General features: G+C 67.5%; 13 protein-coding genes. 6 read left to right on the top strand and 7 right to left on the bottom strand.

Translation table 11 applies throughout. The features are described from left to right. Window positions 1–9 precede the first annotated feature (9 nt). From gyrA to dnaA, 7 genes are all read right to left on the bottom strand, one after another. Complete coding sequence (gene gyrA, locus OG782_RS18310) at window positions 10–2,664, bottom strand: DNA gyrase subunit A (RefSeq protein ID WP_406452269.1); 2,655 nt, start codon at window positions 2,662–2,664, stop codon at window positions 10–12. Between the two features lie 46 nt (window positions 2,665–2,710). Continuing rightward, a complete protein-coding gene (gyrB, locus tag OG782_RS18315) occupies window positions 2,711–4,798 on the bottom strand; it encodes a DNA topoisomerase (ATP-hydrolyzing) subunit B (protein ID WP_406452271.1) in 2,088 nt (695 codons plus the stop codon). A gap of 403 nt (window positions 4,799–5,201) precedes the next feature. After that, window positions 5,202–5,771, bottom strand: a complete 570-nt coding sequence (locus OG782_RS18320) for a DUF721 domain-containing protein (RefSeq protein WP_406452273.1) — start codon at window positions 5,769–5,771, stop codon at window positions 5,202–5,204. Beyond that, window positions 5,768–6,898 (bottom strand): DNA replication/repair protein RecF, encoded by a 1,131-nt coding sequence (gene recF, locus OG782_RS18325; protein ID WP_406452275.1) that lies wholly within the window; start codon window positions 6,896–6,898, stop codon window positions 5,768–5,770. Before recF ends, OG782_RS18320 begins: the two co-directional genes overlap by 4 nt. An 81-nt stretch (window positions 6,899–6,979) precedes the next feature. Further along, window positions 6,980–7,858 carry a phosphogluconate dehydrogenase (NAD(+)-dependent, decarboxylating) gene (gene gnd / locus OG782_RS18330; RefSeq protein WP_406452277.1) on the bottom strand — a complete coding sequence of 293 codons (879 nt, stop codon included), beginning with the start codon at window positions 7,856–7,858 and terminating at the stop codon, window positions 6,980–6,982. 131 nt (window positions 7,859–7,989) lie between these two features. Next, window positions 7,990–9,120 (bottom strand): DNA polymerase III subunit beta, encoded by a 1,131-nt coding sequence (gene dnaN, locus OG782_RS18335; RefSeq protein ID WP_250968712.1) that lies wholly within the window; start codon window positions 9,118–9,120, stop codon window positions 7,990–7,992. A gap of 1,003 nt (window positions 9,121–10,123) precedes the next feature. Then, window positions 10,124–11,923 (bottom strand): chromosomal replication initiator protein DnaA, encoded by a 1,800-nt coding sequence (dnaA, locus tag OG782_RS18340; protein ID WP_406452279.1) that lies wholly within the window; start codon window positions 11,921–11,923, stop codon window positions 10,124–10,126. A gap of 379 nt (window positions 11,924–12,302) precedes the next feature. Between dnaA and rpmH the strand changes: the two genes are divergently transcribed. The 6 genes from rpmH to rsmG all read left to right on the top strand — a co-directional run bounded on the left by rpmH (window position 12,303) and on the right by rsmG (window position 15,801). Further along, window positions 12,303–12,440, top strand: coding sequence for a 50S ribosomal protein L34 (gene rpmH, locus OG782_RS18345; RefSeq protein WP_010985740.1), 138 nt, complete (start codon window positions 12,303–12,305; stop codon window positions 12,438–12,440). Window positions 12,441–12,461: 21 nt separating this feature from the next. Then, window positions 12,462–12,833: a ribonuclease P protein component gene (rnpA, locus tag OG782_RS18350; RefSeq protein ID WP_148019659.1), complete on the top strand. Its 372-nt coding sequence runs from the start codon at window positions 12,462–12,464 to the stop codon at window positions 12,831–12,833. Continuing rightward, complete coding sequence (gene yidD, locus OG782_RS18355; RefSeq protein ID WP_406452281.1) at window positions 12,830–13,189, top strand: membrane protein insertion efficiency factor YidD; 360 nt, start codon at window positions 12,830–12,832, stop codon at window positions 13,187–13,189. The genes rnpA and yidD overlap by 4 nt, the downstream gene beginning before the upstream one ends. Before the next feature lie 3 nt (window positions 13,190–13,192). Beyond that, complete coding sequence (gene yidC, locus OG782_RS18360; RefSeq protein WP_406452283.1) at window positions 13,193–14,452, top strand: membrane protein insertase YidC; 1,260 nt, start codon at window positions 13,193–13,195, stop codon at window positions 14,450–14,452. A 14-nt stretch (window positions 14,453–14,466) separates the two neighbouring features. Continuing rightward, window positions 14,467–14,976 (top strand): protein jag, encoded by a 510-nt coding sequence (locus OG782_RS18365; protein WP_406452285.1) that lies wholly within the window; start codon window positions 14,467–14,469, stop codon window positions 14,974–14,976. A 108-nt stretch (window positions 14,977–15,084) separates the two neighbouring features. Continuing rightward, a complete protein-coding gene (rsmG, locus tag OG782_RS18370; protein ID WP_385277578.1) occupies window positions 15,085–15,801 on the top strand; it encodes a 16S rRNA (guanine(527)-N(7))-methyltransferase RsmG in 717 nt (238 codons plus the stop codon). Window positions 15,802–16,062 lie beyond the last annotated feature (261 nt).

Genomic DNA, 16,062 nt, shown 5'->3' on the forward strand with positions numbered 1-16,062 from the left:
ACTCACGCTCTACTCCTCGTGCTCCCCGGTCGAGGACGTGGTGCCCTCGACAGTGCCCTCTGTTGTGCTCTCGGCAGCCGCGTCGGCCGATGTGGCCTCAGCCGTCTCGCCCTCGGCGTCAGCGTCGACGGGACCGTCGACCTCTTCGGCCTCGCGACCCGCCTCGGCGTTACGAGCGATACCGACAACGGCATCGCGCTTGCCCAGATTGATCAGTTGGACGCCCATGGTGTCACGGCCCGTCTCCCTGACTTCGTTGACTCGCGTACGAATCACACCACCGCCGAGCGTGATGGCGAGGATCTCATCCGTCTCCTCGACCACCAGCGCGCCGACCAGCGAGCCCCGGTCCTCCACGATCTTGGCGGCCTTGATTCCCAGGCCGCCGCGACCCTGGACGCGGTACTCGTCGACAGGGGTCCGCTTCGCGTACCCGCCGTCAGTGGCAGTGAACACGAAAGTACCGGGCCTGACGACATTCATCGAGAGCAGTTCGTCTCCCTCGCGGAAACTCATGCCCTTGACGCCCGAAGTGGCACGGCCCATCGGACGCAGCGCATCGTCCGTCGCAGTGAACCTGATCGACTGGGCCTTCTTGCTGATGAGCAGCAGATCGTCCTCGGACGAAACCAGCTCCGCACCGATCAGCTCGTCGTCGGACCCGTCGGCCGTCTCGCGCAGGTTGATGGCGATGACGCCGCCGGAACGGGGCGAGTCGTAGTCCTTCAGGGCGGTCTTCTTCACCAGACCGCCCTTCGTGGCCAGGATCAGATAGGGCGCGGCGTTGTAGTCGCGGATCGCCAGGATCTGCGCGATCTGCTCGTCCGGCTGGAAGGCCAGCAGGTTGGCCACGTGCTGACCGCGCGCGTCCCGGCCGGCGTCCGGCAGTTCGTACGCCTTCGCCCGGTAGACCCGGCCCTTGTTGGTGAAGAACAGCAGCCAGTGGTGCGTCGTCGACACGAAGAAGTGGTCGACGATGTCGTCTTCCTTGAGCTTCGTGCCGCGCACGCCCTTGCCGCCGCGCTTCTGCGAGCGGTAGTCGTCCGTCTTCGTGCGCTTCACATAGCCGCCGCGGGAGATCGTGACGACGATGTCCTCCTCGGCGATCAGGTCCTCGATGGACATGTCGCCGTCGAAGGGCACCAGCTTGGAGCGCCGGTCGTCGCCGAACTTCTCGACGATCGCCGCCAGCTCCTCGCTGACGATCTGCCGCTGCCGCTCGGGCGACACCAGGATCGCGTTGTACTCGTTGATCTTCGCCTGGAGCTCGTCGTGCTCGGCGGTGATCTTCTGGTGCTCCAGCGCGGCCAGCCGGCGCAGCTGCATCTCCAGGATCGCGTTCGCCTGGATCTCGTCGATCTCCAGGAGGCCCATCAGGCCCTCGCGCGCGATCTCGACGGTGTTGCTGCGCCGGATGAGTGCGATGACCTCGTCGATGGCGTCCAGGGCCTTGAGCAGGCCGCGCAGGATGTGCGCCCGCTCCTCGGCCTTGCGCAGCCGGAACGTCGTACGCCGGACGATGACCTCGATCTGGTGCGTCACCCAGTGGCGGATGAACGCGTCGATCGACAGGGTGCGCGGCACCCCGTCCACCAGCGCCAGCATGTTGGCGCCGAAGTTGGTCTGCAGATCGGTGTGCTTGTACAGGTTGTTCAGTACGACCTTGGCGACCGCGTCCCGCTTCAGCACGACGACCAGACGCTGGCCCGTGCGCGACGAGGTCTCGTCACGGACGTCCGCGATGCCGCCGACCTTGCCGTCCTTCACCAGGTCGGCGATCTTCTGCGCGAGGTTGTCGGGGTTGGTCTGGTACGGAAGCTCCGTGACCACCAGGCACTGGCGGTTCTGGATCTCCTCGACCGCCACGACCGCGCGCATCGTGATCGAGCCACGGCCCGTGCGGTACGCGTCCTCGATGCCCTTGCGGCCCACGACGAGCGCGCCCGTCGGGAAGTCCGGACCCTTGATGCGCTCGAGCAGGGCCTCCAGGAGCTCCTCCTGCGAGGCCTCCGGGTGCTCCAGGTACCACTGGGCGCCGGACGCGACCTCACGCAGGTTGTGCGGCGGGATGTTGGTCGCCATACCGACCGCGATGCCCGCCGAACCGTTGATCAGCAGGTTCGGGAAGCGCGCCGGCAGAACCACCGGCTCCTGGTTGCGGCCGTCGTAATTGTCCTTGAAATCGACGGTCTCCTCGTCGATGTCCCGGACCATCTCCATGGACAGCGGCATCATCTTGCACTCGGTGTACCGCATGGCGGCGGCCGGGTCGTTGCCCGGGGAACCGAAGTTGCCGTTGGAGTCCACCAGCGGCATGCGCATCGACCAGTGCTGGGCCAGGCGCACCAGGGCGTCGTAGATCGAGGAGTCGCCGTGGGGGTGGTACGTACCCATGACGTCACCGACGACACGGGCGCACTTGTAGAAGCCCTTCTCGGGCCGGTAGCCGCCGTCGTACATCGCGTACAGGACCCGGCGGTGGACGGGCTTGAGGCCGTCCCGCACGTCGGGCAGGGCACGCGACACGATGACGGACATCGCGTAGTCGAGGTAGGAGCGCTGCATCTCCGTCTCGAGCCCGACGGGCTCGACACGCATGCCCACTCCCTCGACGGGCGGGACCTCTTCGGGCGTCACGGGGGCAGGGGTGTTCTCGTCGGCCATTGCTGGTCAAAGTCCTTTCGCGCTGCGGCTTGCTTGTACGGCCGACTCAGATGTCGAGGAAGCGGACGTCCTTGGCGTTGCGCTGGATGAACGAGCGCCGCGCCTCGACGTCCTCGCCCATCAGCACGGAGAACAGGTCGTCGGCCTGCGCCGCGTCGTCGAGCGTGACCTGGCCCAGCACACGGTGGTCGACGTCCATCGTGGTGACACGCAGCTCCTCGGCGTTCATCTCGCCGAGACCCTTGAAGCGCTGGATCGAGTCTTCCTTGATCCGCTTGCCGTTCTGCTTGCCGAGTGCCACGAGGGCGTCGCGCTCGCGGTCCGAGTACGCGTACTCGAAGTCGTCCCGGCCCCACTTGATCTTGTAGAGCGGCGGGCGCGAGAGGTAGACGTGCCCGGCCTCGACCAGCGGTCGCATGAAGCGGAAGAGGAACGTGAGCAGCAGGGTGTTGATGTGCTGACCGTCGACGTCGGCGTCCGCCATCAGAATGATCTTGTGATAGCGGAGTTTCTCGATGTCGAAGTCCTCGTGAACCCCGGTGCCGAAGGCCGAGATCAGCGCCTGGACCTCGGTGTTCTGCAGGATCTTGTCGATCCGGGCCTTCTCGACGTTCAGGATCTTGCCGCGGATCGGCAGGATGGCCTGGTACATCGGGTTACGGCCGGACTTCGCCGAACCACCGGCGGAGTCACCCTCGACGATGAAGATCTCGCACTTCGTCGGGTCGTTGGACTGGCAGTCGCTCAGCTTGCCCGGCAGCGAGGCGCTCTCCAGGAGCCCCTTGCGGCGGGTCAGGTCACGCGCCTTGCGGGCCGCCACACGGGCGGTCGAGGCGGCGATGCCCTTGCGGATGATGTCGGCGGCCTCGTTGGGGTTCCGGTCGAACCAGTCCGTCAGCTGCTCGTGGACGACCTTCTGCACGAAGGTCTTGGCCTCCGTGTTGCCCAGTTTGGTCTTCGTCTGGCCCTCGAACTGCGGCTCGCCCAGCTTCACCGAGATGATCGCCGTCAAACCCTCGCGGACGTCCTCACCGGTGAGGTTGTCGTCCTTCTCGCGCAGCAGCTTCTTGTCGCGCGCGTACCGGTTGACCAGCGAGGTCAGTGCCGCACGGAAGCCCTCCTCGTGCGTACCGCCCTCATGCGTGTGGATCGCGTTGGCGAAGGAGTAGACACCCTCGCTGTACTGCGTGTTCCACTGCATGGCGATCTCGGCCGAGAGAAGACGGTCCTTGTCCTCGGCCTCGATGTCGATCACCGACTGGTGGATGACATCGCCCTTGCGGGAGTTGAGGTACTTGACGAAGTCGACGATGCCGTTCTCGTAGTGGTACGTGACCGAGCGCGTCGCCTCTTCCTCGGGGACGTCCACCGCCTCGGCGCTGTCCGCACCGGCCGTCGCCTTCGCCGACTCGCGCTCGTCGGTCAGCGTGAGGGTGAGGCCCTTGTTGAGGAAGGCCATCTCCTGGAAGCGCCGCGAGAGGGTCTCGAAGGAGTACTCGGTCGTCTCGAAGATGTCCCCGTCGGCCCAGAAGGTGACCGACGTGCCCGTCTCGTCGGTGGCCTCGTTACGGGCCAGCGGGGCGGTCGGGACGCCGAGCTTGTAGTCCTGGGTCCAGCGGTAGCCGTCCGTCCTGACCTCGACGGCCACCCGGGTGGACAGCGCGTTGACCACGGAGACACCGACGCCGTGCAGACCGCCGGAGACCGCGTAGCCGCCGCCTCCGAACTTGCCGCCCGCGTGCAGCACGGTGAGGACGACCTCGACGGCCGGCTTGCCCTCGGACGGCACGATGCCGACCGGGATGCCACGGCCGTTGTCGATCACGCGCACCCCGCCGTCGGGGAGGATCGTGACGTCGATGGTGTCCGCGTGCCCGGCCATGGCCTCGTCGACCGAGTTGTCGACAACCTCTTGCACGAGGTGGTGGAGACCGCGCTCACCGGTCGAGCCGATGTACATGCCAGGTCGCTTGCGGACCGCGTCCAGGCCCTCCAGCACGGTGATCGCGCTGGCGTCGTACGAGGCTTTCACCTCGCCCGGGGCGGGAGCGGCACCGCTCTCACCCAGGGTGGACGGAATGTTCTCGTTGGGGTTGCCGGAATCGGCCACGAAGCGCCCTTTCTGGCACAGCACAGGCCGTTCTCCGGGCAGGCGGGAGCGGCTGCGTCGTTCGGCTTGTATCGACGATTCCCGCAAGGACGCGGGATTGTCCATCAGTCTACCGGTAGCGCCGACCCGAATGGGGGTTTGCCGGTACCTGAGTCCGCATGTGCCGCCCTGAATGAGAGCCTGACGACTCCCCATATTCGGGAAGGGGCCTCAAGAGGCTCACACGGGCTTGGAGCGCTTCGGCCTGTCAGCCCCCCACTACGATGAGGAACGCCCGCTCGGCGCCGGGGGGTTTCAACCACTCCGCATCCGCACAACACGGGTCCCCGGGCCATCGGTGGCACCAGGGCAACGCACCACCGCACGCCTCTTCGGCACAGCGCGGAAGCCACCGTCCAACCGGCGCGCAGGACCGGATCCGTGCAGGTCAGCCGTAGGTGTCGCCCGGACCCGTGCTTCCCGGAGCCCGCAGCGGACCGAACCTGCGCTGCGGACCTCCGGGCCCCAGCACCTTGATCAGCCGCACGGTGCCGTGCCCCAGATCCGCGTTCAGCCGGGCCACCAGCTGGGGCGCCAGCAGCCTCAGCTGCGTCGCCCACGCCGTCGAATCGCACTGCACCGTCAGGACCCGCTCATCGGGATCCTCGTCGTAACGCAGGGGCACACAGTGATTCGCCAGATCGTCACCGACGATCTGCGGCCAGCGGCCCATCACACCGCCCACCGCCGCCGGCGTCTCCCAGCCGCGCTCGGTGATCAGACGGTTGATCGCGGCCCCCAGCGGCAGCGGATCCCGGCCGTCGGCCCGTGCGCCGGAGCGCAGCCCACCGCCCCTGCGCGCCTGCTTCTTCTGCTGCGCGGCCGCGCCCCGCGCCCGCGCCTGCTCCTTCGCGGCGCGCAGGGCCACTCGTGCCAGGTCGATGCCGGAGGGCTCCGGCGGCTTCGCCCGGTCCCCGCCCGGCTCCGACGGGCCCGTGCCGTCTCCGTCGCCGTTCACAGCCGCTCCACCTCGCCGGCCGACACCGCGTACCGCGTCCCCGCGAGCACCCCCGGGACGTCGTCGTCCACCGCGGCCGTCACCAGCACCTGCTCACCCGGGGCGACCAGCTCGGCCAGCCGCTCCCGGCGCCGGGCGTCCAGCTCGGCGAAGACGTCGTCCAGCACCAGTACGGGTTCGTTGCCCTCGCTGCGCAGCAGATCGTACGAGGCCAGCCGCAGGGCCAGCGCGTACGACCACGACTCCCCGTGGCTCGCGTACCCCTTGGCCGGCATCCCGCGCAGCCCCAGTACCAGGTCGTCGCGGTGCGGGCCGACCAGCGTCACGCCCCGCTCGATCTCCTGTTTGCGCACCTCGGCGAGGGCCGCGATCAGCTGGGCGTACAGCTCGTCGCGGGTGCGCGCGGGCTCCACGTCGGCGCCCACCGAGCTGCGGTACTCCAGCGTCACCGGACCGCCGCCAGGCGCCACGTCCGCGTAGGCCTTGTCGGCCAGCGGCTGGAGCGTCGCGATCAGGTCCAGCCGCTGCGCCAGCAGTTCGGCGCCCACCCGGCCCAGATGCTGGTCCCACACATCGAGCGTGGACAGGTCCATGGAGCGGCCGCCGTGCCTGCGCGCCATCGCCGCCGACTTCAGCAGGGTGTTGCGCTGCTTCAGGACCCGCTCGTAGTCCGAGCGGACCCCGGCCATCCGCGGCGAGCGCGCCGTGACCAGCTCGTCCAGGAACCGGCGGCGCTCACCCGGATCACCCTTGACCAGTGCGAGGTCCTCAGGCGCGAACAGCACCGTGCGCACGATGCCCAGCACGTCACGCGGCCTGACCTGCGAGGACCTGTTGATCCGGGCGCGATTGGCCTTGCCCGGATTCAGCTCCAGCTCAATCAGCTGCGAGCGCTCGCCCTGGGTCACGGCGGCCCTGATGACAGCCCGGTCCGCACCCATGCGCACCAGCGGCGCGTCGGAGGAGACGCGGTGGCTGCCGAGCGTCGCGAGATAGCCGATGGCCTCGACCAGATTGGTCTTGCCCTGTCCGTTGGCCCCCACGAACGCGGTGACGCCCGGATCGAGGGGCACCTCGACCCGGGCGTACGAGCGGAAGTCGGCCAGCGACAGATGCGTGACATGCATGGTGTGCGCCGACCTTCCCGGCTTCCTGCTCCGTGCTCCGTCGTGCGGGAGGGACGCCCTGGTCCGTCCCGCTTGTTGTTGCTACTTCTTGTTCTCGACCGCGTGGCCGCCGAACTGGTTGCGCAGCGCGGCGATCATCTTCATCTGCGGGGAGTCGTCCTGGCGCGAGGCGAAACGCGCGAAGAGCGACGCGGTGATCGCGGGCAGCGGCACCGCGTTGTCGATGGCCGCCTCCACCGTCCAGCGACCCTCGCCGGAGTCGGCGGCGAAACCGCGGAGCTTGTCCAGGTGCTCGTCGTCGTCCAGCGCGTTGACCGCCAGGTCGAGCAGCCAGGAACGGATGACCGTGCCCTCCTGCCAGGAGCGGAAGACCTCGCGCACGTCGGTGACGGAGTCGACCTTCTCCAGGAGCTCCCAGCCCTCGGCGTAGGCCTGCATCATGGCGTACTCGATGCCGTTGTGGACCATCTTCGCGAAGTGGCCGGCGCCGACCTTGCCCGCGTGGACGGAACCGAAGTCGCCCTCGGGCTTCAGGGCGTCGAAGACCGGCTGGACCTTCGCGACGTGGTCGGTGTCGCCGCCGTACATCAGGGCGTAGCCGTTCTCCAGGCCCCAGACGCCGCCGGAGACGCCGCAGTCGACGAAGCCGATGCCCTTGATGCCCAGCTCGACCGCGTGCTTCTCGTCGTCCGTCCAGCGGGAGTTCCCGCCGTCCACGACGATGTCACCCGGGGAGAGCAGCTCTGCCAGCTCGTCGATCGTGGACTGGGTCGCGGCACCGGCCGGGACCATGACCCAGACGACCCGCGGGCCCTTCAGCTTGCCCACAAGCTCTTCGAGGCTGTGGACATCGGCGACGTCCGGGTTGCGGTCGTAACCGATGACGGTGTGGCCTGCGCGGCGGATGCGCTCGCGCATGTTGCCGCCCATCTTGCCGAGACCGACGAGACCGAGCTCCATCAGAGATTCCTTAAGCGTTGTGCCGATTCGTACCCAGGACCGAGCCTACGCCCGGCAGGGGACAGGACGCCGGGCACGCTCGGCGCTGAACGTGCCCGTCGGGTCCTGCCGCGGCAGGACCGGTGACCGGATCAGCCGGAGAGGCGGACCGGCATGATCAGGTACTTGTACGCGTCGTCCGCCTCGGCGTCCACGGCAGGCCGGCCGCTGAGCAGCGCGGGCTTGGTGGAGGTCGTGAAGGAGAGCTGGGCGACCGGGGAGTCGATGGCGCTCAGACCGTCCAGCAGGAAGGTCGGGTTGAAGGCGATCGAGATGTCGTCGCCCTCGAGCACGGCGTCGACGCGCTCCACAGCCTGTGCATCGTCGCTGGAACCGGCTTCCAGGATCAGCACGCCCTGCTCGAAGCTGAGCCGCACCGGGGTGTTGCGCTCGGCCACCAGGGCCACGCGCTTGACGGCCTCGACGAACGGGGCGGTCTCGATGACGGCGACCGAGTTGAACTCGGTGGGGAACAGCGTGCGGTACTTCGGCAGATCGCCCTCGAGCAGCCGGGTGGTCGTCCGGCGGCCGGCGCCCTCGAAGCCGATGAGGCCTTCACCGGCGCCGGAGCCCGACAGGGCCAGCGTCACGGTGTCACCGCTGGTCAGCGCCTTGGCGGTGTCCAGAAGGGTCTTGGCGGGGACCAGCGCGACGGCGGAGGCGTCGGCGTTCTCCGGCTTCCACAGGAACTCGCGGACCGCGAAGCGGTAGCGGTCGGTGGAGGCCAGGGTGACCGTGTCGCCCTCGATCTCGATGCGCACACCGGTGAGCACGGGCAGCGTGTCGTCGCGGCCCGCCGCGATGGCGACCTGGGCGGCGGCGGAGGCGAAGACCTCACCGGGCACGGTGCCGGTCGCGGTCGGCATCTGCGGGAGTGCGGGGTACTCCTCCACAGGCAGGGTGTGGAGTGTGAACCGCGAGGAGCCGCAGGCCACGGTGGCCCGTACACCGTCGGTGGAAATCTCCACCGGCCGGTTGGGCAGGGCGCGGCAGATGTCGGCGAGCAGCCGGCCGGAGACGAGGACGGTGCCGTCCTCCTCGATCTCGGCGTCCACCGAGACCCGGGCCGAGACCTCGTAGTCGAAGCTCGAGAAGCTGAGGGCACCGTCCTCGGCCTTCAGCAGGAGGCCCGCAAGAACGGGCGCCGGCGGACGGGCCGGGAGGCTACGGGCCACCCAGGCCACAGCCTCCGCGAGTACATCGCGCTCCACCCGGATCTTCACCGGAACCGCCTCCTGCTGTTGCTCGCTCGCCCTGCTGGCCTTCGTCGTCTGGTCGGGTCGCTCCGCCGATGCCGGGGGGAGGACGCCGGGGACCAGTCTGACGTACGGCACCGACACTCGGTGCTGCTCGGGGTCAAGTCGCGACAAGAGGTTCGGAGAGCTCCGGCGCCGAGTTGTGCACAGGCCCCACTTCGAAGCGGATTCCGAGCTAACTATAGGTGGCAGTAGTAGTAGGGCCTGTGGAAACGGTGGATAACGTCGTTTTCCCAGGTCAGGCCCTGTTTTTTGTCCACCGACCCTGTGGGTGGCACCGGTGGACAACCGGGGGTTTCTGTGGACACCCGAAAGTTCTGCACAACCGATGCACAGGGCAGGGGGGTTTCTCCCCAGGTCTGTCCCCAGCTTTACCCACCTTCCCCACAGCCCAACCGACCCTCTCGGTGTGACGCCTTTCACTCGGTGCGGTGAAAGCGGGTGTTGCGTTGCCGAACAGTGGACAGCGCTGTGGAGAAGCCTGCTCCATCTGGGGAAAACGACCATGGACCTGTGGGTTGCCGGTGGACAACGCCGAGCACCCCCTGTGGACGAAAAACTTGTCCACAGCCTGTGGATCATTGTTGACCACAAATCCCCAGGCCCCTGAGCAGGCCTGATGGAGTATCGGCTGTCGCGCCTGTGGAAGCAGTATGGACAACTTTTGGATCCCCAGGCTGTGGAGGGAAAATTCTTCCCGGATCTGTGGAGAACAGCCCTTCTGCGGCACGTATTCGAACAGCGCGGCCGGTCAGGAGCCTGCTTCCGCCCCCTCCGAAGGGGCCGCGGAGCACCCGCCGGGCCGCCCGTGGAGCGTTCCGGGCGTCCTCGCAGCCGTGTGAGCGCGCCGCACAGCCGGCTCACGAGCCTTCCCACAGAAGCGGGAAGGGCGCTTCGCGGACTCCTTACGAGTCCGCGAAGCGCCCTTCCCGTTGTGCCCGGATGCCTGCCGGTGACGGTGCGAGTGGCCTCAGCCGTTCTTGATGCGGTTGGTGAGTTCGGTGACCTGGTTGTAGATGGAGCGGCGTTCGGCCATCAGCGCGCGGATCTTGCGGTCGGCGTGCATCACCGTCGTGTGGTCCCGTCCGCCGAACTGCGCGCCGATCTTAGGGAGAGAGAGGTCCGTCAGTTCGCGGCACAGGTACATCGCGATCTGGCGTGCCGTCACCAGCACACGGCTGCGCGAGGATCCGCAGAGGTCCTCCACCGTCAGACCGAAGTAGTCCGCGGTCGCCGCCATGATGGCCGTCGCCGTGATCTCCGGAGCCGAGTCCTCGCCGCCGGGGATCAGGTCCTTCAGCACGATCTCGGTCAGACCGAGGTCCACCGGCTGGCGGTTGAGGCTGGCGAAGGCCGTCACCCGGATCAGCGCGCCCTCCAGCTCACGGATGTTGCGCGAGATGCGGGAGGCGATGAACTCCAGGACCTCGGGCGGGGCGTTGAGCTGTTCCTGCACGGCCTTCTTGCGCAGGATCGCGATGCGCGTCTCCAGCTCCGGAGGCTGCACATCGGTGGTCAGACCCCACTCGAAACGATTCCGCAGCCGGTCCTCCAGGGTCACCAGCTGCTTGGGCGGGCGGTCCGAGGAGAGCACGATCTGCTTGTTGGCGTTGTGGAGCGTATTGAAGGTGTGGAAGAACTCCTCCTGCGTCGACTCCTTGCTCGCCAGGAACTGGATGTCGTCGACGAGCAGGATGTCGACATCGCGGTACCGCTTGCGGAAGGTGTCGCCCTTGCCGTCACGGATCGAGTTGATGAACTCGTTGGTGAACTCCTCCGAGCTCACGTACCGCACCCGGGTGCCCGGGTAGAGGCTGCGGGCGTAGTGACCGATGGCGTGCAGCAGGTGGGTCTTGCCGAGCCCCGACTCCCCGTAGATGAAGAGCGGGTTGTACGCCTTCGCGGGCGCTTCGGCGACGGCGACGGCCGCGGCGTGCGCGAACCGGTTCGACGCCCCGATCACAAAGGTGTCGAAGAGGTACTTCGGGTTGAGCCGGGCGTGCGGTTCGCCGGGGCCGGGCGCCGGTGCGGGCTGGGCTCCCATCGGACCGGTGCCGCCGCCGGGCCGGCCGGTGCCGGCCTGCCGGTGCTGGGGCTCCTGCATGTCGTGGCGCTCGGGGCGCTGGGACTCGTACCCCTGGCGCTCGGGCGGCTGCGGACGGTAGTCGTGCTGCGGCTGCTGCGGGGAGCGGCCGCCCCCGTACGGCTCGCGCCACTGCTCGGCGGACGGGTCGCGGTCCTGGAACCCGCCGAGCCGGGGCTGCTGCCAGGAGAGGTCCTCCTGGGTGCGTGGCCAGGCGCCGGGCTCGGGACGCTGCTGCTGGTAGTCGGGGTACGCGGGCCGGGCGGTCGGCATGCCGTCGTCCGAGGGCCGGTGGCCGTAGCCGTCGTAGGAGTCGCTGTGCCGGCTCTCGTCGTGCTGCGGTCCCTGGTAGCGGTGCTGCTGCGGCTGCTGGGACTGGTGCATCGGGGGCGCCGGCGGGTTCGGCGGCTCACCGACGGAGTCGTCGACGGTGATCGCGATCCGGATGGGCCGGCCGCACTCGCGGCTCAGCGTCTCGCTGATGAGCGGCGCGAGACGGCCTTCGAGGACGCGCTTGCCCCATTCATTGGGGACGGCGAGCAGTGCGGTGTCGGCAACCAGGGCGAGGGGCTGGCAGCGCTCGATCCACTGCTTGTCCTTCGGCTCGATGCCCTGCTGGCCCTCCCCGAGGAGTTGCTCCAGCACTCGTGGCCACACTGCGGCAAGATCGGCAGGTACGTCAGCCACAAGGCACGCTCTCTCGCTGGTCCCACGAATGTGTGTTTCTCGGGACGTATGGGTCGGGATGGGTGAGGACCGGCAGGCGGGAAGAAAAAGAACCGGGGTTCAGCCACGGTAGGCGGGCCGACCCGTGCGGTTCAAGTCGTTGTCCACAGGCTGTGCACAATGGGGGGTCTCAAGGGACCGGTTTGACCGGATGGCGTAGCCGCGCGTACCGTGACCAGGTCGAGTTGTCGATGGCTGCTGCCGCCTGCCTCCGATGGGCAAAGATCACGATCTGTGATTGTGAAGCGGTGCACTAGGGCGTTTACGCGAGTCTCTCGTGGGCGCACGGTGACAGCCAGGCGATGTCCCGCCAACACACAATCATTTCTGGAGCCCCCGAGTGAGCAAGCGCACCTTCCAGCCGAACAACCGTCGTCGCGCGAAGACCCACGGTTTCCGTCTGCGTATGCGGACCCGTGCCGGCCGCGCGATCCTCGCGTCCCGCCGTGGCAAGGGCCGCGCCAGCCTGTCTGCCTGATCGCGTACAGGTCGTCATGACGTGCTGCCTACCGAGAATCGGCTGAGGCGGCGCGAGGACTTCGCGACCGCAGTACGGCGAGGACGCAGGGCCGGCCGCCCGCTACTCGTCGTCCATCTACGCAGCGGTGCAACGGACCCGCACGTGACTGGGGAGACTGCTCCCCCGCCGCGTGCGGGTTTCGTTGTCAGCAAAGCAGTGGGTGGCGCGGTCGTCCGCACAGCGGTGAAGCGAAGGCTTCGCCATCTGGTCCGCGAACGGCTCGCCCTGCTGCCCCCCGGTAGCCTGGTGGTCGTACGCGCGTTGCCCGGTTCGGGCGACGCCGACCATGAACAGCTGGCCCGAGACCTGGATGCCGCTCTTCAGCGGCTGCTGGGAGGGGGCGCGCGATGAAGTACCCGCTGCTGGCTCTCATCAAGCTGTATCAGTGGACGATCAGCCCACTCCTCGGGCCTGTCTGCCGTTACTACCCGTCGTGTTCCCACTATGGATATACGGCGATCGACCGGCACGGAGCGATCAAGGGAACAGCGCTGACAGCCTGGCGCATCCTGCGGTGCAATCCGTGGTCACCCGGCGGCGTGGATCACGTTCCACCACGCAAACGTCCGCGTTGGCACGAACTGCTGCGTAGTGCCATGCGCGGCGGCAAGGGCGGGGACTCCGCCGCTGATGTGCCTCCCGGGGGGTCGGCCACCGATCTCCCGAGCTCGGCCGCAGAGACTTCGCCCAATGCTCAAGGAGCCTGATTAGTGGACACGATTGCCAGTCTGTTCAGCTTCATCACGTGGCCCGTTTCCTGGGTCATCGTCCAGTTCCACAAGTTGTACGGGGCGATCTTCGGCCCTGACACGGGATGGGCCTGGGGTCTTTCCATCGTGTCCCTCGTGGTGCTGATCCGTATCTGTCTGATCCCGCTGTTCGTCAAGCAGATCAAGTCGACGCGGAACATGCAGGTGCTCCAGCCGAAGATGAAGGCGATCCAGGAGCGCTACAAGAGCGACAAGCAGCGTCAGTCCGAAGAGATGATGAAGCTGTACAAGGAGACGGGTACCAACCCGCTCTCCTCGTGCCTTCCCATCCTTGCGCAGTCGCCGTTCTTCTTCGCGCTCTACCACGTGCTCTCGGCCATCGCGTCGAACAAGAAGATCGGTGTCATCGACCAGTCGCTGCTGGACAGCGCTCGTCAGGCCCACATCTTCGGTGCTCCGCTGGCTGCCAAGTTCATGGACAGCGCCGAGAAGGTCGAGGCGCTGGGAGCCTCGCTGGTGGATGTACGGGTCGTCACCGCGGTCATGATCGTGATGATGTCGGCCTCGCAGTTCTTCACGCAGCGCCAGCTGATGACGAAGAACGTCGACCTGACGGTCAAGACGCCTTACATGCAGCAGCAGAAGATGCTCATGTACATCTTCCCGCTGATCTTCGCCGTCATGGGTATCAACTTCCCCGTCGGTGTCCTCGTCTACTGGCTGACCACCAACGTCTGGACCATGGGTCAGCAGATGTACGTGATCAACCAGAACCCGACTCCGGGCAGCAAGGCGCAGGAGCAGTACCTCGGACGCCTCCTGAAGAGCGTCACCGCTCACGGTGAGGTGCGGGGCCGGACCAGGCGCAACACGGTCAAGCGGATCTTCGCCAAGGGCCCGGACCGCAATGACATCGAGCGGAAGTTCGTCACGGGACTGGCCAAGCTCGGCCTCGCCCCGCAGGAGGACGGCTCGGTGGCAAAGAGCGATACCGCTGTGGCCGAAGCCGAGGGTGGAGCCCCCCAGCGGCGTCAGCAGCCCAAGCGCCAGACCAAGGCGAAGCGCCAGACCGGTGCGGCCCAGGGCGGAGCGAAGGACAGCGATTCCAGCGAATCGGAGTCCAAGACCTCCCTGGAGAAGAGCGCACCGGAGGATGAAAAGCCCAAGCCGGCGGGTAAGCCCGCGTCCGGCTCCTCACGCCAAGCCAAGTCCGGACAGCGCAAGGGTCCGCAGCGGCCCAAGCACCCGTCCAAGAAGTAAGAAGGAGTCCATCCGTGACGGAAGGCACCACCTCCACGGCCGCTGAGGGCAGCGACACCTTGACCCGCCTCGAGCAGGAAGGGGAGATCGCAGCGGACTACCTTGAGGGCCTGCTCGACATCGCCGACCTGGACGGCGACATCGACATGGACGTCGAGGCGGACCGGGCCGCGGTCTCGATCATCAGTGAATCGGCACGTGAACTGCAGAAGCTCGTGGGCCGCGACGGTGAGGTGCTGGAGGCTCTCCAGGAGCTGACGCGGCTGGCCGTGCACCGGGAGACCGGTGACCGGAGCCGTCTGATGCTGGACATCGGCGGTTTCCGGGCCAAGAAGCGCACGGAGCTTGCCGAGCTGGGTGCCAAGGCTGCGGACGAGGTCAAGAGCACCGGTGAGCCGGTGAAGATGGACCCCATGACGCCGTTCGAGCGCAAGGTTGTGCACGATGCGGTTGCGGCCGCAGGTCTGCGCAGCGAATCGGAGGGCGAGGAGCCGCAGCGCTTCGTCGTCGTCCTTCCGGCCTGACCGGACCCTCTCCTGTCGGCCCCGTCTGTTCGCAGGCGGGGCCGATCTTTGTCAGCCTGATAGTCAGCCACCCATGGTGCGGTAATGCGGTATGGAAGGACGGTTCCCGTGACGGAGGAAGTAGAGCTTCCCCAGGCGCCCGACGAGGCCCGAGAGGTATTCGGTGAGTGCTTCCCCGAGGCCGTCCGGTACGCGGAACTGCTGGCCGATGCGGGGGTCAAGCGAGGGCTGATCGGCCCCCGGGAGGTGCCGCGCCTGTGGGAGAGGCATCTGCTGAACTGTGCGGTTCTCTCCGAGGTCGTTCCAGAGGGCGTCACGGTCTGCGATGTGGGCTCCGGTGCCGGGCTTCCGGGGATTCCGCTGGCGCTGGTGCGTCCGGATCTGAAGATCACCCTGCTTGAGCCCTTGCTGCGGCGGACGAATTTCCTTCAGGAGGTCGTCGAGCTGCTGGGGCTGGACCATGTGACGGTTGTCCGCGGCCGGGCCGAGGAGGTCCTGGGGACGCTTCAGCCTGTGCATGTGGTGACGGCCAGGGCGGTGGCCCCGCTGGACCGGCTGGCGGGCTGGGGAGTGCCCCTGCTTCGCCCGTACGGGGAGATGCTGGCACTCAAGGGTGATACCGCCGAGGAAGAGATCAATGGCGCCCGGGCGGCCCTCAGCAAGCTCGGGGTGGTGGAGACGGAGGTGCTCCACGTGGGCGAAGGAGTCGTCGATCCGATGTCCACCGTGGTGCGTGTGGTGGTCGGGGAGAGTCCTGGCGGTGTGAGGTTCGCCGCAAAGCGAGCCAAGGCCGCGAGGGTCAGCCGGACACGCCGTCGCCGTTGAGCGACACGATTACGCTACGCATCTGACCGTTACATACTGTTTGATCCCGGTCTCGGTGGTGTGTCAGTCAAGGAGCTGCCCGTACCCCGCGCGGAGTGTCGTGCCCCTGTAGCTACGCTGCAGGGGCATCGTGTTTCACGTGAAACGTCGCTCTCTGCTGCATGGAATCATCGGCCGCGGTCGTGCGGCTGCCACCCCTCGCCATCGCAGGCCCGTTAGGGCTACGGAGTTGTCCACAGAAGTGGATTCATCCACAGAAGA

It is taken from the genome of Streptomyces sp. NBC_00876, assembly GCF_045207435.1.
Taxonomy (GTDB): Bacteria; Actinomycetota; Actinomycetes; order Streptomycetales; family Streptomycetaceae; genus Streptomyces.